At 66.0% G+C, this 25,987-nt stretch carries 23 protein-coding genes; 15 read left to right on the top strand and 8 right to left on the bottom strand.

Annotated features, from left to right (window positions below):
* Positions 1–549, bottom strand: a complete 549-nt coding sequence (locus ACP7AX_RS15675) for a YceI family protein (RefSeq protein ID WP_131683851.1) — start codon at positions 547–549, stop codon at positions 1–3.
* A gap of 202 nt (positions 550–751) precedes the next feature.
* On the opposite strand from ACP7AX_RS15675, the gene ACP7AX_RS15670 reads away from it, so the two are divergent.
* The 10 genes from ACP7AX_RS15670 to ACP7AX_RS15625 all read left to right on the top strand — a co-directional run bounded on the left by ACP7AX_RS15670 (position 752) and on the right by ACP7AX_RS15625 (position 15,129).
* Positions 752–1,432 (top strand): histidine phosphatase family protein, encoded by a 681-nt coding sequence (locus ACP7AX_RS15670; RefSeq protein WP_131683850.1) that lies wholly within the window; start codon positions 752–754, stop codon positions 1,430–1,432.
* A gap of 2 nt (positions 1,433–1,434) precedes the next feature.
* Complete coding sequence (locus ACP7AX_RS15665; RefSeq protein WP_131683849.1) at positions 1,435–2,061, top strand: redoxin domain-containing protein; 627 nt, start codon at positions 1,435–1,437, stop codon at positions 2,059–2,061.
* A 15-nt stretch (positions 2,062–2,076) separates the two neighbouring features.
* Positions 2,077–2,832, top strand: a complete 756-nt coding sequence (locus ACP7AX_RS15660; RefSeq protein ID WP_131683848.1) for a cytochrome c biogenesis protein CcdA — start codon at positions 2,077–2,079, stop codon at positions 2,830–2,832.
* Positions 2,832–4,571, top strand: a complete 1,740-nt coding sequence (gene resB / locus ACP7AX_RS15655; protein ID WP_426227658.1) for a cytochrome c biogenesis protein ResB — start codon at positions 2,832–2,834, stop codon at positions 4,569–4,571. Before ACP7AX_RS15660 ends, resB begins: the two co-directional genes overlap by 1 nt.
* Entirely contained in the window at positions 4,571–5,722 is a 1,152-nt protein-coding gene (ccsB, locus tag ACP7AX_RS15650) for a c-type cytochrome biogenesis protein CcsB (RefSeq protein ID WP_426227657.1), read from the top strand. The genes resB and ccsB overlap by 1 nt, the downstream gene beginning before the upstream one ends.
* Positions 5,723–5,876: 154 nt before the next feature.
* The gene (locus ACP7AX_RS15645; RefSeq protein WP_426227655.1) at positions 5,877–8,036 is read left to right on the top strand and encodes an Hsp70 family protein; all 2,160 of its coding nucleotides are present in this window, start codon (positions 5,877–5,879) and stop codon (positions 8,034–8,036) included.
* 3 nt (positions 8,037–8,039) lie between these two features.
* Positions 8,040–10,091 carry a helix-turn-helix transcriptional regulator gene (locus ACP7AX_RS15640; RefSeq protein ID WP_426227653.1) on the top strand — a complete coding sequence of 684 codons (2,052 nt, stop codon included), beginning with the start codon at positions 8,040–8,042 and terminating at the stop codon, positions 10,089–10,091.
* A 164-nt stretch (positions 10,092–10,255) separates the two neighbouring features.
* The gene (locus ACP7AX_RS15635) at positions 10,256–11,422 is read left to right on the top strand and encodes an IniB N-terminal domain-containing protein (protein ID WP_426227651.1); all 1,167 of its coding nucleotides are present in this window, start codon (positions 10,256–10,258) and stop codon (positions 11,420–11,422) included.
* Positions 11,423–11,620: 198 nt separating this feature from the next.
* Entirely contained in the window at positions 11,621–13,618 is a 1,998-nt protein-coding gene (locus ACP7AX_RS15630) for a dynamin family protein (RefSeq protein WP_426227709.1), read from the top strand.
* Complete coding sequence (locus ACP7AX_RS15625; protein WP_426227649.1) at positions 13,615–15,129, top strand: dynamin family protein; 1,515 nt, start codon at positions 13,615–13,617, stop codon at positions 15,127–15,129. The genes ACP7AX_RS15630 and ACP7AX_RS15625 overlap by 4 nt, the downstream gene beginning before the upstream one ends.
* On the opposite strand, the gene ACP7AX_RS15620 is transcribed toward ACP7AX_RS15625, so the two are convergent.
* Positions 15,124–15,573: a hypothetical protein gene (locus tag ACP7AX_RS15620; RefSeq protein WP_426227647.1), complete on the bottom strand. Its 450-nt coding sequence runs from the start codon at positions 15,571–15,573 to the stop codon at positions 15,124–15,126. The genes ACP7AX_RS15625 and ACP7AX_RS15620 overlap by 6 nt on opposite strands.
* A gap of 155 nt (positions 15,574–15,728) precedes the next feature.
* Complete coding sequence (locus ACP7AX_RS15615) at positions 15,729–16,193, bottom strand: PLD nuclease N-terminal domain-containing protein (RefSeq protein ID WP_426227645.1); 465 nt, start codon at positions 16,191–16,193, stop codon at positions 15,729–15,731.
* A 59-nt stretch (positions 16,194–16,252) separates the two neighbouring features.
* Here ACP7AX_RS15615 and ACP7AX_RS15610 point away from each other — a divergent pair, with 59 nt between their 5' ends.
* Complete coding sequence (locus ACP7AX_RS15610; RefSeq protein WP_426227643.1) at positions 16,253–16,579, top strand: DUF4229 domain-containing protein; 327 nt, start codon at positions 16,253–16,255, stop codon at positions 16,577–16,579.
* 47 nt (positions 16,580–16,626) lie between these two features.
* On the opposite strand, the gene ACP7AX_RS15605 is transcribed toward ACP7AX_RS15610, so the two are convergent.
* The 5 genes from ACP7AX_RS15605 to ACP7AX_RS15585 all read right to left on the bottom strand — a co-directional run bounded on the left by ACP7AX_RS15605 (position 16,627) and on the right by ACP7AX_RS15585 (position 21,091).
* Positions 16,627–17,508: a 1,4-dihydroxy-2-naphthoate polyprenyltransferase gene (locus tag ACP7AX_RS15605; RefSeq protein ID WP_426227641.1), complete on the bottom strand. Its 882-nt coding sequence runs from the start codon at positions 17,506–17,508 to the stop codon at positions 16,627–16,629.
* 83 nt (positions 17,509–17,591) lie between these two features.
* Positions 17,592–18,782, bottom strand: coding sequence for an AMP-binding protein (locus ACP7AX_RS15600; protein ID WP_426227639.1), 1,191 nt, complete (start codon positions 18,780–18,782; stop codon positions 17,592–17,594).
* A 61-nt stretch (positions 18,783–18,843) separates the two neighbouring features.
* Positions 18,844–19,797: a 1,4-dihydroxy-2-naphthoyl-CoA synthase gene (locus ACP7AX_RS15595; protein ID WP_426227637.1), complete on the bottom strand. Its 954-nt coding sequence runs from the start codon at positions 19,795–19,797 to the stop codon at positions 18,844–18,846.
* 21 nt (positions 19,798–19,818) lie between these two features.
* Complete coding sequence (locus ACP7AX_RS15590) at positions 19,819–20,259, bottom strand: VOC family protein (protein ID WP_426227635.1); 441 nt, start codon at positions 20,257–20,259, stop codon at positions 19,819–19,821.
* A 70-nt stretch (positions 20,260–20,329) separates the two neighbouring features.
* Positions 20,330–21,091 carry a CPBP family intramembrane glutamic endopeptidase gene (locus ACP7AX_RS15585; RefSeq protein WP_426227633.1) on the bottom strand — a complete coding sequence of 254 codons (762 nt, stop codon included), beginning with the start codon at positions 21,089–21,091 and terminating at the stop codon, positions 20,330–20,332.
* A 92-nt stretch (positions 21,092–21,183) separates the two neighbouring features.
* Between ACP7AX_RS15585 and ACP7AX_RS15580 the strand changes: the two genes are divergently transcribed.
* From ACP7AX_RS15580 to ACP7AX_RS15565, 4 genes are all read left to right on the top strand, one after another.
* Positions 21,184–22,200, top strand: coding sequence for a metal ABC transporter substrate-binding protein (locus tag ACP7AX_RS15580; RefSeq protein WP_426227631.1), 1,017 nt, complete (start codon positions 21,184–21,186; stop codon positions 22,198–22,200).
* The gene (locus ACP7AX_RS15575; RefSeq protein ID WP_426227629.1) at positions 22,197–23,003 is read left to right on the top strand and encodes a metal ABC transporter ATP-binding protein; all 807 of its coding nucleotides are present in this window, start codon (positions 22,197–22,199) and stop codon (positions 23,001–23,003) included. The genes ACP7AX_RS15580 and ACP7AX_RS15575 overlap by 4 nt, the downstream gene beginning before the upstream one ends.
* Before the next feature lie 3 nt (positions 23,004–23,006).
* On the top strand, positions 23,007–23,882 hold the full coding sequence (locus ACP7AX_RS15570; protein WP_426227627.1) for a metal ABC transporter permease: 876 nt from the start codon (positions 23,007–23,009) through the stop codon (positions 23,880–23,882).
* A gap of 296 nt (positions 23,883–24,178) precedes the next feature.
* Complete coding sequence (locus ACP7AX_RS15565) at positions 24,179–25,882, top strand: ABC-F family ATP-binding cassette domain-containing protein (protein ID WP_426227625.1); 1,704 nt, start codon at positions 24,179–24,181, stop codon at positions 25,880–25,882.
* The last annotated feature ends 105 nt before the right edge of the window (positions 25,883–25,987 follow it).

Genomic DNA, 25,987 nt, shown 5'->3' with positions numbered 1-25,987 from the left:
TTAGGCTGCGGGGGCGATGAACGCCAGCTCAAGGTTGATGGCAACCTTGTCGCTGACCAGCACACCGCCGGCTTCGAGCACGGCGTTCCAGGTCAGGCCGAAGTCCTTGCGGCTGATGGTGGTTTCGGCGGAGACGCCGGCGCGGGTCATGCCGAACGGGTCCACTGCCACACCGTTGAACTCGGTCTCGAGCGAGACGGGGCGGGTAACACCCTTGATGGTGAGGTCACCGGTCAGCTCGTAGCTGTTGCCGTTGGCCACCAGGCCGTTGGAGACGAAGGAGATTTCCGGGAACTTCTCGACGTCGAAGAAGTCTTCGCCGCGGACGTGGCCGTCGCGGTTCACATCGCCGGAATCGAAGCTTGCGGTCTGGATGGTGGCGTTGATCTTGGAATCAGCCACGTTCTCCGCGAGGTCCAGGGTTGCGGTTGCTTCCTTGAACTGGCCGCGGACCTTGCTGATGCCTGCGTGCCGGACGGTGAAGCCGATCTCACTGTGTGAGTTGTCGAGGGTCCAGGTGCCGGTGGTGACGTCGGTGGGAAGAGCCATGGTGTATCTCCTTGAGTTTGTCGGGTGGTAGTGCCGGATAGCTTGATGCTTCATCAGTTGAAATATCAACCATCCTCTGCATCCACTATATACATGCATTTGCATCTTTGTCACCCCCGTCCGGAACATTTTTCCTAAACTTTCAGTTCTACTGGATGTAGAAGATTTCGGATCGCACGCCATCTTTGAGAAACTGGTAAACATGCCCCAAGCCACTGTCCATCTGCTCCGCCACGGCGAGGTCCACAATCCCGACGGCGTTCTGTACGGCAGGCTGCCCGAATTCCACCTCTCCGAGCTCGGCCAGGAGATGGCGCAGACCCTCGCCGCGCACTTCAGTGAGCGTGCCGCCTTGGGCGCGCGGATCGTTTACCTTGCCGCGTCGCCTCTGGTCAGGGCCCAGGAAACGGCGGTACCCACTGCCGAGGCGCTGCGTCTCGAGATCCACACCGACGAACGCATCATCGAGGCCGAAAACTACTTCCAGGGCATGAAGGTCACCAAGGCCGAGCTCCGCAAGCCCAAGCACTGGCCGCATCTGGTCAACCCGCTCAGGCCGTCCTGGGGCGAGCCCTATAAGGCGCAGGCAGCCCGCGTCCAGGCAGCCGTCCAGGACGCCCGGCTCCGCGCCATCGAACTCGCTGAAGGAGACTTTGGCAGCAACGGGCCCGAGGCCATCATGGTCAGCCACCAGCTTCCCATCTGGGCCACCCGGCTCAGCGCCGAGGGCCGTCCGCTGTGGCATGACCCGCGCAAACGCGAGTGCACGCTGACGTCCATCACCTCCCTGGTGTTCGACGACGACGGCTCGCTCCTGCGCGTTGAGTACAGTGAGCCCGCTGCCGCCCTTCTGCCCGGCGCCGCCACCACTCCGGGAGCCTGACCGTGACAAACGGACCCAGCACCCCCGGCCACACAACCTCCCGTCGCTCAGTTCTCGCTGCCGGCGGCGCAGCACTGACTGCCCTCACGCTGGGGCTTTCCGGCTGCGCGCAGGAGGATGCGCTGGCCCAGCAGGCCAAAGCCGGCGACAACAAGAACTATGTGGCAGGCGATGGCTCGGTGACCGAATTTGCCGCGGGGGACCGCAAGGCGGCCGTCGCCGTCAACGGCACCCTGTTCAACGGGACCACCGTGACCCCCGCGGATTTCCAGGGCAAGGTCACTGTCCTGAACTTCTGGTTTGCCGCCTGCGCCCCCTGCCGGGTGGAGGCTCCCATCCTCGAAGAGCTGCACCAAGAGTTCAAGGACCAGGGCACACAGTTCTTCGGCGTCAACCTGCGCGACGAAAAAGCCACTGCCGAGGCCTTCGACAAATCGTTCAACCTGACCTACCCCAGCTTTGATGACAAGGACGGCGGTGTGCTCCTGGCCGTCTCCGGCATTGTCCCTCCCGGCGCCGTCCCCACCACGCTGGTGCTGGACAAGCAGGGCCGGGTGGCCTCGCGCGTCCTGGGCGAAATCCAGCGGGGCACCCTCAAAGCCCTCATCACCGCCGCCGTGGCAGAGTAGCGGCGGCCCCGGACCGTGAACAGCCCCTTCGCCGAAGCCATCCTGAACGGCTCGCTGCTGCTTGCCATCCCGGTGGCGCTGTTGGCCGGCCTGGTTTCCTTCCTCTCGCCCTGCGTGCTGCCACTGGTACCCGGCTACCTTGGTTACGTCACCGGCCTCAGTGGCGTGGACCTGCAAAAGCAAAAGCGCGGCCGGATGCTCGCCGGCATCGGCCTCTTCGTCCTTGGATTCTCGGTGATCTTTGTCCTGCTCGGCGGGGCATTCGGCCAGCTCGGCACCCTGATCACCGGCTCCCAGAACGCCTGGATCACCCAGCTCCTGGGCATCCTGGTGATCATTATGGGCGTGGTGTTCATGGGCGGTTTCGGGTGGCTGCAGCGTGACGCGAAGATCCACGCCAAGCCGCCGGCCGGCCTGTGGGGTGCACCGCTGCTGGGCATCACCTTCGGCCTGGGCTGGGCCCCCTGCATTGGTCCCACGTACTCTGCCGTGCAGCTCCTGAGCCTGTCCGGCGGTTCCTCCGCAGCAAAGGGCGCCTTCCTGGCTTTCGTCTACAGCCTGGGCCTGGGCATCCCCTTCCTCCTGATTGCCCTGGCTGTGCGCCGTGGCATGGGCGTGATGTCCTTCTTCCGCAAGCACCGCCTGGCCATCCAGAGAACCGGCGGGGGCATCCTGGTGGTGCTGGGCCTGCTGATGGCCAGCGGCGTCTGGGGAACCTGGGTCACCGAACTGCAGTACTGGTTCCAAACCGATGTGAAGTTGCCGATCTGATGAGCGAGCGCGTGAAAGCAAACAAGAAGTCCCCGGCTCCCGTTGCCACGGCCAAGTCAGAGGCAGCCCTCCCCACACTGGGGCCGGTGGAGATGCTTCGGTGGGCCTGGACGCAGCTGACCAGCATGCGCACCGCGCTTTTCCTGCTCCTGCTCCTGGCTGTGGCTGCAGTGCCGGGCTCCCTGTTCCCGCAGCGCCCGGCCAACCCGTCGGTGGTGACGCAGTACATTAAGGACAACCCGGACTACGGGAAGCTGCTGGACACCCTGCAGCTCTACGATGTCTACTCCTCGGCCTGGTTCTCGGCCATCTACATCCTGCTCTTCATTTCGCTGATCGGCTGTGTAGTGCCGCGCGCCATCGCCCACTTCAAGGCCATGCGCTCGCAGCCGCCGCGGACGCCCAAACGGCTCTCCCGCCTCCCCGAGTACGGCACTCTGGTGGTTCCCGCCGAAGCCGGCCTCCCGGCGTCGGACGCCATCCGCAGCGCCGCCGGACTGCTGAAGAAGCGCGGTTACCGCGTTGAGGTGAGGGACGACGACGGCGCGCGGCCGTCTTTGGGTGCCGAGCGCGGCTTCGCGAAGGAGGTGGGGAACCTGGTGTTCCACACCTCGTTGATCGGGGTTTTGGTCTCCGTGGCGATCGGCGGACTGTTCGGGTACAGCGGTCAGCGCATCCTGGTGGAGGGCGATACCTTCGTGAACACCCTGGTGGGCTATGACCAGTTCAACCCGGGAACCAACTTCCAGTCCAGCCAGCTGCAGCCGTACTCCATCCAGCTGGACAAGTTCGCCGTCACCTTCGACCGCGAATCCAAAGGCAAGGTGGGCCAGCCCATCGACTTCACCGCTGACGTGACCACCAAGGAAACCCCGGACGCCCCGGCCAGGCAGGAAGTCCTCAAGGTCAACGAACCCGTGACCCTGGGCGGCACCAGCATCTACCTGACAGGCAACGGCTACGCCCCGGTGGTCACCATCCGCGATGGCGACGGCAACGTTGCCATGCAAGGCCCCGTGGTGGCCAAGCTGCAGGGCGATAACTACTACTCCTCCCTGGTGATCAAGGTCCCGGACGCGAAGCCCGAGCAGCTCGGCTTCCAGGGGTTCTTCCTCCCCACCGCATTCATTACCGAGGAAGGTGTGTCCTTCAGTGGCGATCCGGACCTGTTCAACCCGCAGCTGTCCCTGAACTCGTACTACGGCGATCTTGGCCTGGACGACGGCGCACCCCAGAACGTCTTCGAGATCGACGTCAAGGACCTCACGCCGCTGAATGCCCGGAACCTCGACGCCGGCGGCATCACCCTCGCCCCGGGCAGCAGCTACACCCTGCCGGACGGCAAAGGCAGCATCAGCTTCGACGGCGTGAAACGGTACGTGGGCGTGGATATCCACCACAACCCCGGCCAGCTGTACGCCCTGATTTTCGCGCTGCTGGCCGTGGGCGGGCTCATCGTCTCCCTCTACGTCAACCGCCGCCGCGTCTGGATCCGGACCGGGACGCACGACGACGGCCGGACCATGGTGGAGTACGGCCTCCTGGCCCGCGGTGAAGACCACCGTCTCGCGGCCGAAGCGGCCACCATCCGCAAACTCCTCGCCGACGAATGGCAGCTCCAGCCGGACCCTGCCGATGAGCACGGCGATCCCCAGCAAAATCCCAGCCGCCAGGACCATAATGGCGCAGACTCGCTCACCATCCCTGCCGGCCCCGCCGGACCCACAAAGGACCAGTAATGCCTTTTGCCATCAACGAAACCATGGGCCAGTACAGCGAGCTCTTTATGCTGCTCGCCGCCGGCACGTACACCGTGGCCTTCATCGCTTTCGCCTGGGATCTCGCCAAGAGCAGCAAGGCGCTTCGCGCAGTTGACCTGCGGGCTGCGGCTGCCGCGGGAGCCCGGGTGCCCGCGATGGCGGGAGCCTCTGGCGCCTCTGTTGGCACTGGCCAATCCGTTGACGCGGGCGAATCCGTTGACGCGGGCGCGGCGGCGGACAGGGCCGGGTCCTCGCACCTAGCCGGACCCGTGGGGCGGGCCGAGCGGCCGTCGTCGTCCGTTTCCGGGGAAGGCCGCAATGCCTCAGGGGCCGGTCTCACCGCCGACGCCGACATGCGCTATGCGGCCGAGCGCCGCGCCCCTGCACGGGTGGCCGTGGCGCTGACCGTCCTCGGCGCGTTGATCCATGCCGCCGGCGTGGTCACCCGGGCCCTGGGTGCAGGCCGTGTGCCGTGGGGCAACATGTATGAATTCCTGACCACGGGCGCTTTCGTGGCGGTGGCCGTGTTCCTGCTGGTGCTGATCCGCCGCGACCTGAGGTTCCTCGGCACGTTTGTAGTGGGGCTGGCGATAATTATGCTGGTGGCTGCTTCGGTTGCCTACTGGACCCCCGTGGGCCACCTGGTACCGGCGCTGCAGAGCTACTGGCTGATCATCCACGTCTCCATTGCCGTCCTTTCCTCGGCTCTCTTCACCCTCACCTTCGCCATGTCCGCCCTGCAGCTGGTCCAGTCCCACCGGCAGAAAACCATTGCTGCCGGCGGTGCGGACAAGCTCGGGTTCATGCGGCTGGTGCCCTCAGCCCTGAGCCTGGAAAACCTCTCGTACCGGATCAACGCCATCGCGTTCATCGGCTGGACCTTCACCCTGATGTTCGGTGCCATCTGGGCTGAAAAAGCCTGGGGACGCTTCTGGGGCTGGGACACCAAGGAAGTCTGGACCTTCGTAATCTGGGTGGTCTACGCAGGCTACCTGCACGCCCGGGCCACCCGCGGCTGGACCGGCACCCGCGCCGCTTGGCTCTCGGTGGTCGGCTACCTCTGTGTTGTCTTCAACTTCACGATCGTCAACCAGTTCTTCAACGGGCTGCACTCCTATTCGGGGCTCTGAACTGGGGTTTCTTTGCGTAACTTAGTACCGGGCGGGTAATACACCAATCGATGTATGAATAAGGGTGTCGCCGCGAAGACGGTGGTGCTAACGTGGTGGGAGTTGTCCGTGATGAAGCTTGCAGACAACTCGCAGCGTTCTTGCCGAGGTTCCTATGAGTTACGTTCTCGCCATAGATGTCGGGACCAGCTTCACAGCCGCCGCCGTAGTCCGTACTGATGCACAGCGAGTTCCGGAGAGCCTTCCCTTGGGGCTCCGCGGAATGGCTGTGCCCTCGGTGGTCTACTACCCGGAGGAAGGTCCCGTCCTTGTGGGGGAGGCTGCCGAGCGCCGCGGCCTTGACACCCCGGAGCGCGTGGTCCGCGAGTTCAAACGCCGGGTGGGGGATGAAGTCCCGATTTCCGTCGGCACCCTCTCACTCCCGGCCGAGGAAGTCTTCGCCACCATGGCACGCTGGGTCGCGGACCGTGCCGAAGAACGCGAGGGCGCACCGCCGTCAGACATCGTTCTTTCCCACCCCGCATCCTGGGGCGCGCACCGCACTGAGCTCATCCTCCGCGCGCTCGCCGCCAAAGGCCTTGCGAACGTCAGCCTCGTTAGCGAGCCTGAAGCCGCGGCGCTTCACTACGCCTCGCAGGTGCGGGTGGAAGACGGCAGCATCATTGCCGTCTACGATCTGGGCGGCGGAACCTTTGACACGGCCGTCCTTAGGAAGGTCGGGGCAGGCCACTTCGAGCTCGCCGGCCGTCCCGAGGGGATTGAGGGGCTGGGCGGTGCGGATTTCGACGCAGCAGTCCTGCGGCATGTAGCAGAGCACGTGGGGGAAGCCCTCACCGGCGTTGATCCCACCGCGCCCGGCACGCTCGCAGCCCTCGCCCGGCTTCGGCGGGAGTGTGTTGAGGCCAAGGAGGCCCTCTCCTCCGACAGTGAGGCGAGCATTTCGGTCCTGCTTCCAGGGGTCCAGCAGCAGGTCAGGCTGGTCCGCTCCGAATTTGAAGCCATGATTGACGGGCCCATCCGCGAGACCGTGGACGCGCTGGAGAATTCGCTCCACGAGCTCGGACTCACCCCCGCCGACCTCTCAGCCGTCCTTTTGATCGGCGGGTCGTCACGGATACCGCTGGTGGCGCAGCTGATTTCGGAACAGCTGGACCGCCCCATTGCGGTGGACGCTGATCCAAAATCGTCCATCTGCCTTGGTGCGGCGGTGTCCAGGCTGCAGCCCGACGCCACCGCTGAACCGCCGAAAGCCGCGGCCGTGCTGCCAGCCGCTGACGGCCCGGTGGCTGCCGAAGCGCTGTCAGTTGCGGGCCGCCGGCCCAGCTGGTCCCGTAAGACCGAAGCCGGTCCGTCTGCCGTTGGTGCACACAGCGCCCGGGGCAGAACCAAGGGGGGCGCCCATGCCCCCCGTGCCTCTGTCCGGCTGACCGCGGTGGCCGCGGCCGCAGCAATCCTTACCGGGCTCACGGCAACCACCGCCCAGAGCCCCGATGCATTGAGCAACCTCACAGCAATGCTCGCCCCGGAGGCGCCGAAAGAGCCCGGCACTACGCCAGGCAGCGGCGGTTCAGAACCGTCCGGTTCAGGCGCCGGCGGCTCCGGCATCGGCAGTGTAGAAGCCGGCGTAGTGCCAAACCAGGTGGGGATCGAGGCCAGCGCTAAGAAGAAGGACAGCGGGCCGGTGTCCAGTGCCGCGGGACTCAACGTGGAGGCCTCGCCAACCAGCAGGCCGTCGGAGGCTGCTGCCACGGCTGCCGCAGCTGCAGCCGGAGGCGGAGCCGCCGCCGGTTCGGGAACTCCCAGCGGCGCCAACCCGGCTCCCGGCGGCGGGTCCGCTCCTACCCCTGATCCGGTGATCGGCACCGGCACCCCTGTGCCGACGACCCCTGCTCCGGATCCGACAACGCCGAGCGATCCGCCGACGACGCCGAGTGATCCGCCGCCGACGACGCCGAGTGATCCGCCGCCGACGACCCCGAGCGATCCGCCGACGACGCCGAGTGATCCGCCGACCACGCCGAGTGATCCGCCGCCGACGACGCCGAGTGATCCACCGACCACGCCGAGCGATCCGCCGCCGACGACGCCCCCGCCGCCAGCGCCCGAACCATCATCGGCGCCAGCACCATCATCAGCACCCGCTCCTGCGCCGGAGCCGACCTCGGCACCCGCACCGGCGCCCGCGCCCGAACCCGCGCCAGCACCGACGGTCGCTCCGACCTCCGCATCCGCACCTGCGCCCGCGCCGGAGCCGACCTCGGCACCTGCGCCCCCACCCACCGCTGACCCGACCCCGACTGCGATCGTGAACTGACGCATGATGGACCATCATCAGCTTTCAGCGGAAGAAGACCTCGTCCCCGCATCCGGCAGCCGCCAGTTCATGGCGGAGCAGCTCCGCGGCGAGAACGCCGTGGTCCGGGAGCTCCTGCTGGCCTTGTCTGTTGGCTTTACGCTCCCCGGCCCGTTGCCACGCGAGCTGGAGAGAAAGGTGACCGGCGGCGCCGTCGAAAGCCTGGATGCAATAGTGTCCCGGGCGGAATCGTCCGGCCTCCTGCAGCCTGACGGTTTGGTGGTGGGTACCGTCCAGCACGCCCTTCTGACGTCCACGCCCACTGCCCGCATCCACGCCCTGCAACGGGAATTGGTTGGACTGTTCGCTGCGGAGGGCCGCTGCCTTGGCGACTTTGCCCGGGAGCTTGCGCGGGGCGGGTTAGCTGATCCTCGGGTTGCCGCCGAGCTGGGGCAGGCCGGCGACAAGGCGCTGGAACACGATCCAAACCTCGCCGCCAAGCTCTATGACGAGGCCCTGTTGGCGGGGGCTGATGAACTGGCCACTGCCGCCCGCCGTGCCCAGGCTGCGTTGGCCACAGGAGACCTCGACAATGCCGGACGCATCATCGACGGGCTTCTCGGATGCCCCGATCCGCCGGACATCCGCCTCGGAATAGACGTGGCGGCCGCCGTCTGGGCGCAACGCGGGATGCTGGCACGCAGCGCTGACGTCTACAGCTGGCTCGGCCCGCAGCGGGTAGGACCTTCCGCGGCTCCGGCCGCAGTTGCCATGATCGGCTGCGGCAACCGTGCCGGGGCCGAAAAGATGTTTCCGGACGGGGCCGGCCCCGAATCACCCACGCTTCTGGCCACTGCCTTGGCGCAGATGGGCAAAGGAATGATGGAATCATTGGCGGCGGATCCGCATCAGGGACTCCCGGTCCTGATCCACGCCTCCGATATGCTGACGGCCGCCGGCACCACCCTCCCGCTCCCGGAGACACCAGGCGCCCTTGCCGGGCTGGTGGCCCTGCACAGTGGAGAGCCGCACCTCGCCGAGACAATCCTGCGCGCAGCCGCCACCGCAGGGCAGGGCGGGGATGCGGCCAAGCCCCGGCTGTTCCTGCTTCAGGCCTGGTCCGCGATGCAGCAGGACAACGCCGAGGAAGCACGCCTGGCCATCAATGAAGCCTCAAAGGCAAACCCGTGGCCACTGGTCCCGCGCGACGAGTTCCTTTGTGCAGCGCTTGAAGTCGGCCTCGCCCGCAGAAGCGGTGAGGTCCACGACCTGGTTATGGCTTGGGAGCGCGCACGGGAAGCCATGCTTCACACAACCGTGGACCTCTACAGCCTGCTGCCCTGGGGGGAACTGATGATCACAGCGGCCCGCCTGCGCGAGAGCAGGCGGGTCTCTCATTATCTGGACGAAGTATGGAAGCTCCTGCAGCAGCTGGGGGAGCCGCCGCTGTGGGCCGTGCCGATGCACTGGTCAGCTGTCCAGGCCGCACTCTTGAACGAAAGCCCCGCGGACCTGGCGCCCCACGCTGCTGCCCTTGCACGCGCGGCACACCACAGCCACCTCGCCTCGGTACTGGCCGGGGCAGGCAAGGCCTGGGTTTCGGTCCTCGCTGCACAGTTCCAGGCGGCCGATGTGGAAACAGCGGCACGCGCCCTGAACGCCGTCGGTATGCCCTGGGAAGGTGCACGGCTGGCCGGGCACGCCGCGGCCCGGGCGGACGAGCGGAAAGACATGGTGCGCCTGCTGTCCTGCGCCCGGGACCTCCACCCGCAAGGAAACACCGCCGGCCCGAATTCCTCCGGACGGTCTGAGATGCGCCCCGTTGGTGCTGAGAACCACGGCATGGATGCAGGGCAGCAGGACGGTTCAGCGCTGAGTGAGCGCGAAAAGGAAGTGGCAAGGCTCGTCCTCGAAGGCAAGACGTACCGGGAAATAGGGGAAACGATCTACATTTCCCCACGGACCGCAGAGCACCACATCGCCCGGATGCGCCGCCGCCTTGGTGCGGAAAACCGCTCTGATCTGCTGGTCCGGCTGCGCCTTGCACTGGGCTCCGAAGACCCCCCACGTGAGTAACCCCCTAGTGCCCCTAATGAGGGGGCCGGCGAAGCACTGAAGGCGGGTTGGCCGGTAGGGGGAAACGACCCGATGCCCGGTTGATGGGCCGGACCATAGGTTTGATTCAAGCCCGGTAACGATACCTGGCGATCCACATCTCAGAGAAGAAATGAGGACATCCAATGCCTACACTTGCCAACGATCTCGTCCAGTTCCTGATGAGCCTTTTCGGGAGCCGGGAAGCAGCCGAGGAGTTCCTGGACAATCCGGAGAGGGTCCTGGAAGACCACGGGCTGGGCGAAGTCTGCTCCGCAGATGTTGACGCCGCGATGCCCGTTATCCTGGACTTCGCGCCCATCACCCTTAACGCCTCCTCCTTTGACCGCGACTACAACACCGGTGGCAACACCTCGTGGACCGGCGGCGGCAGCGGCGGCACCGGCGGGCACAACCCGGGAGGCGGCGGACACGGTGGCGGACGCCCCGGCGGCGATGACCACGCACATGCTGTCCAGCAGCTCCACCACGTGGTCAACCACTACTCCTACACCTCGACCACAACAACAGAGGTGGACGACCGCGACACGATCGTCGATCAGTCCGTCAACCAGAACATCTGGGCCGACGGCGACGTGCGGCAGTGGTTCGACAACGACTCCGTAGTGGCCTCCGGTGACCGCGCAGTGGCTGCCGGCGACGACGTGGACATGGAGGACTCCAACAACATCGAGGACTCCTACAACACGGACAACTCGACGGATAACTCCGAGGACAACTCGATCCGCGCCGGCGGTGACGTCAACATCGGCAACGAGGAGACGGACATCGAGGACTCCTTCAACACCGATCTGGATGTCGACGTCGAGGATTCGTTCAACGACAACTCGGACAACTCGGACAATTCCGACAACTCGGACAACTCCGTCAACGATTCGGGGAACGACAACTCTGTGGACAACTCAGACAATTCAGACAACTCGGTCAACACCGACCTGGACGTTGACATTGATGAGTCGTTCAACGATGAGAGCACCGAGGTTGATATCGAGGATTCGTTCCAGGACAACTCCGACAACTCAACGACCACTGAACTGGACGTCGAGATCGAGGATTCGTTCCAGGACAACTCCGACAACTCCACGTCCACCGAAACCTCCACTTCCACGGAAACGAACGTGGACGTAGAGGTCGAGGATTCGTTCCAGGACAACTCGACTGTGGTCCAGGACAACATCGTTGTTGCCGACAACGAACTCGAGTTCACCGAGGATAACTCGGTCAACACCGAGCTGGACCTGGATGTCGAAGACAACGTCGTGTTGGTAGATTCCGACGAGAACGACGTCTAACACCAGTCCCGGGTAGCGGAAGTGCCTGGCAGGGACTCAAAACCCTGCCGGGCACTTCCCGCGGTAGCCCCAACGTCCCATACTGAGACTTGAAGCAAAGGACTGGCTGTGGTTGAAACGCAACGACCGGGAGGTCTGGCAACGAAGGCAGGCTCCCCAGGGCAAGCACGGTCCTCGGCGACCGCTACGACGGCGCAGCTGATCAAGCTCGTTGAGCAGGGTATCGGGCTGGTCAGCGCGGGCGAACGGGCTGACCTTCGAAAGCGCCTGGACCAGACGCTCCGCCGCCTCAAGGATCCGAACATCCGCGTGATCGTGGTGGGGGAGTTCAAGCAAGGCAAGAGCAAACTCATCAACGCCCTGGTGAACGCGCCCGTGTGCCCGGTGGACGACGACATTGCCACCTCGGTCCCCACCCTGGTCCGGCACGGTGATCCGGCGTCGGCCTCCATCCTGCTGCCACAGGCAGACGCGGAACCCGGCGAAGAAGACAAACTCGAGCGCCAGCCCATCAACATCAACGAACTGGCCGCCTACGTCTCCGAACGCGGCAACCCCGGAAATGCCAAGAAACTGGTGGCAGCAGAGGTTTTCCTGCCCCGCAAAGTGCTGGCCGGGGGCCTGACCCTGGTTGACTCGCCCGGCGTCGGCGGCCTGGGGTCCACCCACACACTGAGCACCCTGACGGCCCTGCCATCGGCGGACGCCATGCTCCTCGTCTCGGATGCATCGCAGGAATACACCGAGCCCGAGATCAGGTTCCTCCGGCAGGCAATGCGCATCACGCCCAGCGTGGTGGGCGTCTTGTCCAAAACGGACCTGTACCCCGAATGGCGCAAAGTAGCCGAACTGGACCGCGGCCACCTCGCCCAGGTCTCCCCTGACATCCCGCTGTACCCGCTGTCCTCGGACTTGCGCCTTGAGGCGGCCCGCCTGCAGGACACGGAGCTGAACGCGGAATCCGGCTTCCCCGGACTGATAGGCCACCTACGAACTGAAATCGTGGGAAAGGCGGAACGGCTGCAACGGCGCTCCGTGAGCCAGGACCTGCTTTCCGTCACCGAGAACCTGCGGCTGTCGCTCCAGTCGGAACTGGGAGCGCTCGAAGACCCCGAGGGCACGCCACGGATGATCGCGGCGTTGGAAGAGGCGAAATCCCAGGCTGACGAGCTGCGGAAACGGTCAGCACGCTGGCAGATTACCCTGAACGACGGCATCGGTGACCTGATCGCGGACATGGAGTACGACCTCCGGGACCGCCTGCGCCGCATCCAGCGCGAGGCCGAGGCCGCGATTGACCAGGGCGACCCCGGTCCCACCTGGACCCAGTTTTCCAAGTGGCTCGAAGAGTGTGCCGCTGCCGCCATCTCGGACACCTTCGTGTGGACCAGTGAGCGTGCCCAGTGGCTGGCCGCACAGGTGGCAGAGCACTTTTCGGAGGACGAAGTGGCACTGCCGGCGCTGCGCGTCTCCGACGCCGGGGACGCACTGGACCCGGTGGACGACATGCCAGGACTCGACGACGGCCGCATCAACCCGATGCAGAAGGTGCTGATCGGAATGAGGGGCTCCTACGGAGGCGTCCTGATGTTCGGCCTCCTGACCGGCATTTTTGGCATGGCCCTGATCAACCCCCTCTCCGTCGGCGCCGGCCTGCTCCTGGGCCGCAAGGCGTACCGCGAAGACAAGGAAGCGCGGCTGAAGCGCCGGCAGGGCGAGGCGAAGACCCTGGTCCGCCGCCAGCTTGATGACGTGACGTTCCAGGTGGGCAAGCAGCTGAAGGACCGGCTCCGGCTGGTTCAGCGCTCCACCCGCGATCATTTCACCGAAATCGCAGATGAACACCACCGTTCGCTGGCCGATTCGGTGACGGCGGCCCAGAAAGCGGCCAGCGTCTACAGGCTTGAAAAGGACATGCGGATCCGCCAGATCAAGGAGGAGCTGAAGAAGGTTGACGCCGTGCACCACGCGGCTGAGGTAGTGGCCGCCGAGGTGGCGCAGTCCGCGCCGGAGGCCCGTTCCAAGGCCAGTGCCAGGACTGACAATGCGGCGGCAGGCGGTTCTCCTGCAGACGGTCCGACGGCGGCCGGCGGTTCTCCTGCCGGCGGTCCGACGGCGGCCGCCCGGACGGCGGGAAGGCACTCGGCGGGACCGGCGCAGACGGTTGCGGCACAGGCGGTTGCGGCGGGCAGATGAGCACGTCCATCAGCGCCGGAGTGGCGGACCTGATCCAGGACGCGCTCGCCGTCTACTCTGAGGACCCTTTGGCAGTGGCGTCGTTGCAGGGGTTTGCAACGCGTCTGTCCGAGCCGCTGAGGATCGCTGTGGCAGGCATGGTCAAGGCGGGAAAGTCGACGCTGCTGAACGCCATTATCGGTGAGGAGATCGCCCCCACCGATACCGGCGAGTGCACGCGGATCGTGACGTGGTACCGCTACGGCCACACGCCCCGGATAACGCTCTATCCTGTTGACGGCGAACCGCGGATCCTGCCTTTCAAGCGGGTGGACGGCCGGCTGGTGTTTGTCCTGGGTGACTCCCGCGCAGAGGATGTGGACCGCCTGGTGGTCGAATGGCCGTCGCAGAGCCTGCGGGAGATCACCCTGATCGATACGCCGGGAATAGCCTCGTTGTCAGGGGACGTATCTGCCCGGTCCACCGAATTCCTGACGCCTGCCGATGCGCCCTCGGAGGCCGACGCGATGATCTACCTGATGCGTCATATGCACGCTTCGGACCTCCGGTTCCTCGAGTCGTTCCGGGACACGGAGGCGGGCAGGTCAGGAACCGTCAACGCCTTGGCCGTCTTGTCCCGGGCCGATGAAATCGGTGCCGGACGTATAGATTCCCTGCTGTCTGCCGGCGATATCGCCGAGCGATATCGCCGGGACCACAGCCTGCGAAAGCTGGCATTGGGGGTGGTCCCGGTAGCAGGGCTCCTGGCGCAAAGCGCCCGCAGTATGCGCCAGGCCGACTTTGAGTCCTTGCGGCTCTTGTCGGGGATGGACCGGTCCGGGCGGGAGCGGTTGCTGCTCTCCGCGGACCGGTTCATCAGGGCTACAGTCCCGGAAGGCCTCAGCGCCGAGGCCAGGGCATCGCTGCTTGAGCGGTACGGGTTGTTTGGGATCCGGCTCGGCGTGGTGCTTATCCGGAGTGGCTTCACCGAACCCACACCGCTGGCTCACGAACTCGCGCGGCGGAGCGGGCTGGATCCGCTGCTGGACCTTGTGGCCCGCCAGTTCCAGGCCCGTGCCGAGGCGCTGAAGGCCCGGACCGCTTTGGTGGGCCTGGAGAGCCTGCTCCGCACTGTGCCGCGGGAAGGAACCGGACGCCTGGCCGTAGGCCTTGAACGCCTTCAGGCGAACGCCCATGAATTCCGCGAGCTCCGCCTGCTGGCCACCATCCGCACCACGGGGATCTCCCTCAGCAACGAGTTGGCGGAGGAAGCCGAACGGCTCATTGGTGGCTGGGGAGCGGCGCCCGGCATCAGGGTTGGCCTGGCTCCGGAGACACCACCTGAGGAGATCCTTGCCGAGGCCCGGAGCTACCTGAAAAGGTGGCGGACCATCGCGGAGAACCCGTTGACTGAGCGGGCGGCCCTGGAGGCCTGCCGCGTGGTGACGCGCAGCTGCGAGGGCATCGTGGCCGAATTCTCCACCCGGCAGCTCCGCGGCAGTACGCCCGCACCGGAGGCGGTAAGCCTATAGCCGGGGCTGCCTGAACTTGAGCCACCTGCCGGCGGAGGGCATAAAGAGTGCTACCAGGCCGACGAAAGCCAGGAGCAGCTGGGCACCCCACAGCAGCACAACGTAACTGCCGGCGTCGCCCTCGGGGACAAGGAACGCAGCGGCTACCACCATGGCCACCGCATGGCCGGCCAGGAGCGGAATCAGCAGCCAGCGGCCCCAGCCGTGGCGGGCGGAAACAGCCGCAATGGCCGCTGCTTCGAGCAGGATGACCAAGAGCAGGGCACTGAGGCTGCCCCAAAAAACAATGGCCGAGGAGGTGGTCACGGCGTCTGCGTCTCCGCCCGGAGCCATTTCCTCAACAACAGCCCGGAGCCGCTCCAGGTTTGAATCGCGTGCGAAAAAGGTGCCAACGAGCACAGCGAGCCCGGCAACAAAGCTCAGCAACCAGGACGTCCTCGCCACTCCGACGCTCCGTGGAGTGGGAGGAGTGACCAGGATCGGTGCCGGTGCTGCGTAAGAGAGGCCAGGCCGTGGTGGGGGCGGCGGTGGTGGTGTCCCAGTTCTCGCGGGCGTTGCCGGTATTTGGGCTTCTCCGTCGGGGTGCTGGGCCATGGGACCTACTTTACGTCTCCGGTGTCATGCGTGTCAGCGTCTGGAGTGGACGTGTCACCGGCTGCGCCGCTGTGGCCCTTGTCCTTTCCAGCATGGGGGCCCGGGCTGTCCGGCCCGGAACCTGCAGGGCCGCCGTCGGACTTTTCCTTCGCCTCAAGGTCTTCCTTAAGCTTCTTGAGGCGGGCAGTTTCCGCCTGTTTACGACGGCGGACTTCAAGGTTGCGGAGAAAATCGGGGTCGTCGTCCGGGGCGATGGGATGGCGGGGCGCCGGCCGTGCCGGCCCTTTACCGCGGGGGCGGCCGATCAGGAGCCACAGGATGGCGCCAACGACCGGCAGGACGATCATCACGATGATCCAGGCCGGCTTGGAAATCCCGCGGGTCAGGCGGCCGTCAGTGCGGATCACGTCCACCAGGCCATAAACAAAGATGACGAGGACAGCGACGGCAAGAACCACACGGAAGAGCATGCCATTAAGTCTATCGTCCGCAGGCAGCGAGCGTTCAGGCAGGCGGCTAAACTTGGGTGGTGGCTTTCCTGAAATACTCCCTGATCCGGCTGGCGCTGTTCGCGCCGCTCTTCGTACTTTTTATGTTCCTGCAGTTGGGAGCGTTGCTGTCAGTCATTTGCGCTGCGCTGATCGCTTTCGCAGTGAGTTACCTGTTTTTCCAGAAACAGCGGGATGAGGCCGCGGCCGCCCTCCACAACCGGTTCTCCGGCAAGGCCAAGCCGCTGCGCAGCGCCGGCGAAATGGCTGACGCAAACGCCGAAGACGGACTGCTGGACGCGAACCCGGACCTCACCATCCGCACGTCCGGACCCAAAACTCCCGAGGGCAAAGCCCCCGAAGCCTAGATCCTGAGGGAAAGCCCCCGGAGCCTAAGCCGCGATGCCGTCAGGGCCTAGAATCCGTGGCTTAGCAGCAGACCCGCAGAGAAGAGCAGGCTGTATCCGAGGTTGATCAGCCCAGTCTGCTTCAGCACCGGGATCAGGCTCTTGCGCTTGCGGCCGTTGATCATCAGCCAGGCAGGCATCAGGCATGCGGGGATGAGCAGCAGCACGATCAGCATCCACGGGCGCCCCGGAGCCAAGATCACCACCAGGAAGATGGCCACGGCGAGCATCAGGACGTAGCTTTCGCGAGCGTGCTTGTCGCCCAGGCGCACGGCCAGGGTCTTCTTGCCCGCCTGCGTGTCCGTGGGAATGTCCCGGACGTTGTTGGCCATCAGCAGGGCGCAGGCTATCAAACCGGTGCCGATTGCACCGATGATGGCCGGCAGGTTGATCTGGCCCGCCTGGGTGTAGGTGGTGCCGAGCGTTGCCACGAGGCCGAAGAACACAAAGACAAAAACGTCTCCCAGGCCCATGTAACCGTACGGGTTCTTGCCGCCGGTATAGCCCCAGGCTGCCATCACGCAGCCGATTCCCACCAGGATCAGCCACCAGCTCTGGGTGACGATCACCAGCGCCAGGCCGAACAGCATGGCAATGCCGAAGGCTCCGAACGCCGCATATTTGACGAGTTCGGGCTCGGCCGCGCCTGAACCCACCAGCCGCAGCGGACCAACCCTATCCTCATCGGTGCCGCGGACGCCGTCGGAGTAATCGTTGGCGTAGTTCACACCGATCTGCAGGAGCAGCGCCACCAGCGCGGCAAGGACGGCGTTAACGGGGCGGAAGGAATCCATCTCATAGGCCGCGGCCGTGCCGATCAGTACCGGGGCGATTGCAGCCGGTAGCGTGCGGAGGCGGGCGCCTTGGATCCATTGTGCGGCTGTGGCCACGTCAGTACCTCGTGTTGGGTCGGGAAAACGGTGAAACAGTGGGGGTGCGCCGGCTGCGAACGGGCCGCCGGTGCAGCTCTACTCTACTTTCCCCCGTGCAGGGCGTTGAGCCGTTCGATCATCGCCAGGCGGTCGGGCTTGCCGTTGGGGAGCATCAGGAGTTCGGGGGCGGTCAGCACCGTTTTCGGTGCCAGCAGGCCCAGCCGCTGATGCCACTGCTGTTCATGCACGACGGCGTGATCCCCACTCGCCGCCGCCGGCGCGCCGCCGCTGTCTCCACCCTCCGCCAGCGCCACATACGCTGCCACGGCCTGGCCCCATTCCGCTGACGGAACGCCGGCCACAAAAGCCGCTGTGACGCCGTCGGACTTTTCCAGCTCTGCCTGCACATGGGCGGCAGAGACCTTGACGCCGCCGGTTATAATGACGTCATCGGCGCGGCCCAGCACGGTCAGGCGGCCGTCGTCGTCCACAATGCCCAGATCGTTGGTGCGGTACCAGCGGACGCCGTCTTCCTCGAAGAACGTGTCCGTGCTTTCCGGCGAGTCAAGGTAGCCCGCGGCCACCGTGTCGCCGCCCAGCAGGATCCGGCCGTCCTCCGCCACCCGGACGGACACGCCTTCCAGCGGCACGCCGTCGTAAACGCAGCCGCCGCAGGTTTCAGCGGAGCCGTAGGTGGTGATGACCCGGATGCCGGCCTCCCGGGCTGTGTCCAGGAGCGCGGCGGACGCCGGTGCGCCGCCCAGCAGGATGCCGTTGAACCGGCGCAGCACGGCGAGCGTGTCCGGCGACGGCGCATCCAGAAGCCGCTGCAGCTGGGTCGGCACCAATGAGGTGAACCGGATCTTGTCGGTCAGTTCCAGGGCCGCGGCCGTAAACGCCTCGGGGGTGAAGCCGCCGGACTGGTCCATCACCCACGGCCGGGTGCCGGCGAACAGCGACCGTACCAATACCTGAACGCCGGCCACATACTGCACGGGCAGGGCCAGGAGCCACTGGCCCTCGCCCTTCAGCGCGAACGCGGTGGCCATCGAGGATGCCGCCAGCGCCTCGACGGTGAGGATGGTGGCTTTCGGCGCGCCGGTGGAGCCGGACGTGCGGACCACCGCCACTGCGTCATCGCAGCCGGGCGTCACGGTGTGGCCCACCACCAACTGACCGTCGGGGCCAATGGAAAGTTCGACGGCGGGTCCCTCGCCGTGCAGGGCGGCGGCCAGGGCCGTGAGCGCGGGGTCGATGTTGAGGGGGCCGCTGGTGCGGGGTCCGGTATTCATGTGCCGTCCTGCCTTAGGAGTACGCGGGGAAAGTGGGACGTGCCCGGGAGTGGTCCGGGGCTTAGAAGTAGTGCGGAAAACGCGACCAGTCGGGGTCCCGTTTCTCCAGGAAGGCCTCCTTGCCTTCCACGGCCTCGTCCGTCATGTAGGCCAGGCGGGTGGCTTCACCGGCGAAGACCTGCTGGCCAGCCAGTCCGTCGTCGGCAAGGTTGAAGGCGAATTTCAGCATACGGATGGCCTGCGGTGACTGCCGGGCGATGTCCGCGGCGTATTCCAGGGCAACGTCCTCGAGACTCTGGTGGTCCACGGCTTCATTCACCGCGCCCAGCCGCACCATGTCATCCGCCGTGTATTCGCGGGCCAGGAAGAAGATTTCACGGGCGGCCTTCTGGCCGATCTGGCGGGCCAACAGCGCGGAGCCGTAGCCGGCGTCGAAACTTCCCACCGTGGCGTCAGTCTGCTTGAACTTGCCGTGCTGGCGGGAAGCGATGGTGAGATCGGCCACCACGTGCAGGGAGTGCCCGCCGCCGGCTGCCCAGCCGTTGACGACGGCGATGACCACCTTGGGCATGGTGCGCATCAGCCTCTGGACTTCGAGAATGTGGAGGCGTCCGGCGCGGGCGGGGTCAATGGTTTCCTTCGTTTCGCCCTCTGCGTACCGGTAGCCGTCGCGGCCCCGGATCCGCTGGTCCCCGCCGGAGCAGAAGCTATGCCCGCCGTCCTTGGCGGAGGGGCCGTTGCCGGTGAGCAGGACCGTGGCAACGTCTGGGGACATCCGGGCGTGGTCCATGGCGCGGTAGAGCTCGTCCACAGTGCCGGGACGGAAGGCGTTGCGGACCTCGGGTCGGTTGAAGGCGATCCGGACAGTGGGCAGGTCCTTCTCGACTGTGCCGTCCGCGGAGCGTTCCACCTGGCGGTGGTAGGTCATGTCCTGGAAGTCATCGAAGCCGGACACGGTGCGCCAGCGGGTGGGGTCAAAGACGTCGGACACCTTGGCGGGAATTTGGTTGCTCACCGGACAAGTCTAGTAATCGGCTCAGCTGATGCAGAACTCGTTCCCTTCAGGGTCCGCCATGGTATGCCACTCGTGCGGTCCCTCATTGGCGGTCCAGAGGAAGGTGGCGCCGCGGGCCTCAAGTTCGCGGCGGACCTCATCTTTGTCCCGGTCCTCGAGCCGCACATCCCAGTGGACGCGGTTCTTCACAATCTTCTCGTCCGGCGTGGTCTGGAACAGCATCCGCCGGGTGGGGGCTGCTGAGTCCAGTTCCTCGGGAGGCCGGATGGCCGAACCGGTCCGCCACACCAGCTTGCCCTTGTGGACAAGGGTTTCGTCGTCAGTGGCGAATCCCTGGTCGATCATGGACCGGATGAAGGCTTCGTCCTGGGGCTCCACTGCCCAGTCCAGGGTTTCGGCCCACCAGTCGGCAAGTTCGTGCGGATTATGGCAGTCAACAACTGTTTGCGTGATCAGTCCCATCGTTCCAAAGTACGGCGTGCGCGGGCACGGCGGTAGGGGAGTTCGGTAGGGGAAATCAGGCAGGGGGCAGCTACGGCTGGACCTGCTGGAGTTGCTCATACACCTCGGGCGGGATGGCGTAGATGAAGACGACGGCCAGCAGGTTCTTCGCCGCGTGGACGAAGTAGGAGAACATCAGGTTCTTGCCGGTCCAGACGTAGACAAAGACCAGCGTGGCGCCCATAGCAAGGTAGGGGAGCAGGGCCTGGAGGGTAATGGCCTCCTGGCCGGCGATGTGGATGGCGGCGAACAGCACCACCGACAGGACGCAGCACAGCCAGATATTGATCCGCCGGCTGAGCTTGCCGATCAGCAGGTGCCGGAAGAGGTACTCCTCCACGAACGGGCCGATCACCACCAGCACGGGGACCATCAGCCACGCCGGGACCTGCTGCATCAGCGCCTGCAGGCCGGCCTGGTTCTGGGACGTCTCCACACCTCCGGCGGCCGAAACCACCAGGGCGGTGAGAATCATCATGACCACCACTGCAGCGGGCACCATCAGCACCGTGAACCACGGGCGGGTGGCGAGGACGCGGAGATCGCGGGCGGCTACCTTGCGTGCGGCAAACAGGGCCAGGAGCCCAACCGAGCCGTAAAAGATCAGGTTCACGCCGTAGGACGCCGCTGCCGGACTCGGGGCCACCTGCAACAACAAAGGAATCAGCAGTTCCCCTGCCACGGCGAAGAAGCCGGCTATGGCCACATAGAGGCCGATGGTGGTGAAATCGAGCGGCGAAAACCTGTACAGCCCAGGCTGAGGCGCCGGTGGTTTCCGGTGTGTGGTGGCCATGCATTCAGCCTAGCCGGGAGCGGTGGGGTGCGGGTGCGGCGAGGTGGGCGCCACATTGCGGGCCAAGTTCGGGGTCCCGTAGAATATTCGGTATGCCTAAATTTATGTTTCGGTGCGCCAAAGTAGCCGCCCGAACGTTCGCGCGCGGAGCGGCGGGCTTCCGCGCAGCCGGCGCTGCCGCCGTCGTCGTGCTGTCCCTGACTCTTGCTGCGTGCGGGGGCGATGCGTCCGGTAACGGCGATAATGACAAGCCGGTGGTGCTGACCACCTTCACGGTGTTGGCCGACGTCGCCCGGAACGTTGCCGGGGACAAGCTCACCGTGGAGTCCATCACCAAGGCGGGCGCCGAAATCCACGGCTACGAACCCACCCCCGGCGATATCCGCAAAGCCTCCAAGGCCGATCTCATCCTGGACAACGGGCTGAACCTCGAAGCGTGGTTCGCCCAATTCGTCGAGGGCCTGGACGTGCCGCACGCGGTGGTGAGCGATGGCGTGGAGGTCATGTCCATCAGCGAGGACTCCTACCAGGGCAAGCCCAACCCGCACGCGTGGATGTCGCCGGTGAATGTCCAGATCTACGTGGACAACATGGTGAAGGCCTTCGCCGAACTGGATCCGGAGAACGCCGAGGCCTTCAGAGCCAACGGGGACGCGTACAAAGCCGAGCTGCAGGCTGTGCAGGACGAGATGAAAGCCAGCCTGGCCGGGGTCCCGGAGAACCAGCGGGCTCTGGTGACGTGCGAGGGCGCGTTCTCCTACCTGGCCCGCGACGCCGGGCTGCGCGAGGTCTACATCTGGGCCGTGAACGCCGAACAGCAGGCCACCCCGCAGCAGATCACCCGCGCCATCGAGTACGTCAAGGCCAACCAGGTCCCCGCCGTCTTCTGCGAATCCACGGTGTCCGACGCCCCCATGCAGCAGGTGGTGGGCGCCACGGGGACCAGGTTCGGCGGCACGCTCTACGTGGACTCGCTCTCCGAAGCGGACGGCCCCGTGCCCACCTATCTTGACCTGATCAGGTACGACGCCGACCTCATCACCAAAGCCCTGGCCGGCGCCAGCGCGTCCGGTGGCACCACCAGCGCGTCAGCAGGGGCGAAGCCGTGAACACCCCCGCCATCCTGGTTGAAAACGTCACCGTCCACTACGGTGAGGTCCTGGCACTCGATTCGGCGTCACTCACCCTGGACGCCGCCCGGATCTGCGGGCTGATCGGCATGAACGGGTCCGGAAAATCCACACTGTTCAAAGTGATCATGGGAATGATCAAGCCCGACGCCGGCCGCGTCCTGATCGGCGGGCAGTCGCCGTCGAAGGCGCGCAAGGAGGGCGGGATCGGCTATGTGCCGCAGAGCGAGGACGTGGACTGGCAGTTCCCGCTGTCTGTCCGCGACGTGGTGATGATGGGCCGCTATGGGCACCAGGGGTTCACCCGGCGCCCGTCCAAAGCCGACAGGGCCGCCGTCGACGAAGCACTGGACCGGGTGGAGCTGGGCGAATACGCCGGCCGCCAGATCGGCCAGCTGTCCGGCGGGCAGAAGAAGCGGGCCTTTGTGGCCCGCGGCATCGCCCAGGGCGCCACCATGATGCTGCTGGATGAACCGTTCGCGGGGGTGGACAAACGCTCCGAGGCCACCATTACCCGGCTGCTGCGCGAGCTTGCCTCCGATGGCTGCACCATCCTGATCTCCACCCACGATCTCCACGCGCTCCCCGAACTGTGCGACGAAGCGGTCCTCCTGATGCGGCGCGTACTGATGCACGGCGCCCCGGAACTGGTGCTGCAACCGGAAAACCTGGCCATGGCGTTCGGCCTGGACGTGCTGAACCGTGAGTTGCCGGAAGAGGGCGGCCGCCGGCACCCCTCCGCCCGTTCCCAGGCCGTAGTCCCCACAGAGAACAGGGGCTGAGCCATGGACTTTCTGGACATCCTGCTCGAACCGCTGAGCTACGACTTCATGGTCCGCGCCATCATCACCACGGCGCTCGCCGCCGTCGTCTGTGCCGTGCTGAGTTGCTGGCTGGTGCTGATCGGCTGGTCGCTGATGGGCGATGCTGTTTCCCATGCGGTGCTGCCCGGTGTGGTGCTGGCCTACATTGTGGGCGCCCCGTTCGCGCTCGGAGCTCTGGTTTTCGCGCTGATCGCCGTGACCCTGATCGGGGTGGTCCGCAACACCAGCCGGGTCAAGGAGGACGCCGCCATCGGCATCGTGTTCACCACTCTCTTTGCCCTGGGCCTGGTGCTCATTTCCGTCACGCCCAGCCAGACCGACCTGAACCACATCATTTTCGGCAACCTCCTGGGCGTCAGCATCCCGGACCTGATCCAGGTGCTGGTGCTGGGCGTCGTGGCCTTCGCCATCCTGATCCTCAAGCGCCGCGACCTGACGCTCTACGCTTTCGACCCCACCCACGCCCACGCGATTGGGCTGTCGCCGAAACGGCTGGGCGCGCTGCTTCTGGGCCTGCTGGCGCTGACATCCGTGGTGGCTCTGCAGACCTTTGGGGTGGTGCTGGTGGTGGCCATGCTGATCATCCCCGGTGCCACCGCCTACCTGCTGACCGACCGCTTCAACCGCATGCTGGTGATCGCCCCGGTGGTGTCGGCCGTGTGCTCGATCGCCGGCATCTATTTCAGCTATTACCTGGACACGGCCTCGGGCGCCATGGTGGTACTTACCCAAGGCGTGGTGTTTGCCGCGGTCTACCTGTTCAGCCCCCGGCAGGGCCTGATCGGCACCCGGCTGGCCAAGGCCCGCCGTCGGAAAGCGGCCGTCCTCGCCGTGTAAGCCGAAGTCGCGGCGCCCATTTCGATGGTTCCCTGCACACTCGACGTTCGTCGCCATCGTGGGTGCAGGGAACCGTCGAAGTGGCGTACGGCGCCGGACTTGGGCCGGGCGCCGCCGTCACCGGCCGTGCGGCTTGACGCCGCGGCGTCGGGCGGGGCACGCTGGTGCGGTGAAGTCCTAACCAGCAGCCCGGCCACGCCGGAGTGTTCCCCGAAAACCAGGGCCGCCGTCGAGCGCTGGATGAACCGTCCGGTTCAGCCCAGGCGGCCACACTGCGGAACTTGCGAGGACTTCCTGTGACTGAACATCTCCACCTTTCCGGCGTTTCCCACGGCTACGGGGACCGCCAGCTTCTCGAGCGCATCGATCTGGTGATCAACGCCGGTGAACACGTGGCCATCGTGGGCGAAAACGGCGCAGGCAAATCCACGCTGCTCCGGATCCTGGCCGGCCTCGAACCTCCGGACGAAGGCACCGCGGGCAGCCACGGCCGGGTGGGCTACCTCGCCCAGACGCATGGCCTGCCGGAGTCCTTCACCGTGGGCGCCGCCATCGACGCTTCCCTGGCTTCGCTGAGGGCGCTGGAGGCGGAGCTGGACCGCTTGGAAGCCGGACTCGCCGATGCCGAGGACGACGACCTGGAACTGTACGGCCGGCTGCAGACCGAGTACCAGCTGCGCGAAGGTTACGCTGCCGAGTCCCGGGTGGAGGCCGCGCTGGACCGGCTGGGCCTGGGCGGCCTGGACCGGAAACGGACCTTGGGGTCGCTTTCGGGCGGCGAGCAGGAAAGAGTCGCGCTGGCCTGCGTCCTGGCTGATCCGGCGGACATCCTGCTCCTGGACGAACCCACCAACCACCTCGATGCCCGGGGCACCGCGTGGCTCGAGGACCGGCTGGCTGCCCACCGCGGCACCGTGGTGGTGGTCTCACACGACCGCGTGCTGCTCAGGAAGGTCGCCACCACCATCATCGAGGTCGACGCCGAGCGCCTCGCCGTGACCCGCTACGGCAACGGCTACGACGGCTACCTCCGCGAGAAGGCCGCCGAACGCGAGCGCTGGGTCCAGCAGTACCATTCCTGGATCGACGAGATGGCGGCCGAAAAACGCCAGGCGGAGACCGTGGCCGGGACCATGGGCTACGGCCGCAAGCGCGACAACGACAAGGTGGGATTCGACTTCAAGGCCGGAACCTGGCAGAAAGCAGCGAGCAGCAAGGTCCGCAACGCGCAGGAGCGTCTGCGGCGGCTGGAAGCAAGCCCGGTGGACCGTCCGCCTGTGCCGTTGCGGCTGATGGCGGAGCTGGCGATGGACGGGACGCCGGAAGGACGCACGACGCCGGACGCCGGCACCGAAGGTCTCCCGCCGACGTCGGTGGTCCTGAAGGCCCGCGGCGTCCAGGTTCCGGGGCGGCTGGGAGCCACAAACTTCCAGGCCGGTGCCGGGGACAAAATCCTGATCACGGGCCCCAATGGGGCAGGAAAGTCCACGCTGCTCTCCGTGCTGGCAGGGACCCTGGAGCCCACAGAGGGGATGGTGGAGCGCCCGGCTCGGATCGGTTACCTGCAACAGGAACTCGAACTGCCGGAACGCCCAAGCCTGCGGCTGCTGCCGGCCTTCGCTGCCGGTCTGGGCGGGAACATCGATGAGCATGCCGAAGCCCTCCTGCGCCTGGGCCTGTTCCGCACCAGCGAGTTCCACGTTCCGGTGGGCAGCCTGTCTGCGGGTCAGCAGCGCCGGCTGGCCCTGGCGCGGCTGCTGCTGGGCGGCTACTCCACCCTCATCGTTGATGAACCGACCAACCACCTGGCGCCTGTCCTGGTGGAGCAGTTGGAGGAAGTCCTGGAGGGCTTCGCGGGGACACTGGTCATGGTCAGCCATGACCGGGCGCTGCGGGAATGGTTTGCCCGGTGTGCACGGAAGAGCGAGAAGTCGCGGACGGGCGATGCCGGCCGCTGGATCAGGTATTCGATGGACAACGGCGTGCTCGCCCCGGCCTGAGCCCGGCCTGAAGCGGGGCGGCCGGACGGCGGATTCGGCGGGCAGCCGGCCCGGGCAGCCGGCCGGAGCCCCGGGCGGTGAGGTTTGCGTAAAGGAAAAGTTACG

The organism is Pseudarthrobacter sp. DSP2-3-2b1 (genome assembly GCF_049895945.1).
GTDB lineage: Bacteria > Actinomycetota > Actinomycetes > Actinomycetales > Micrococcaceae > Arthrobacter.
This window is presented reverse-complemented; position numbering and strand designations above follow the sequence as displayed.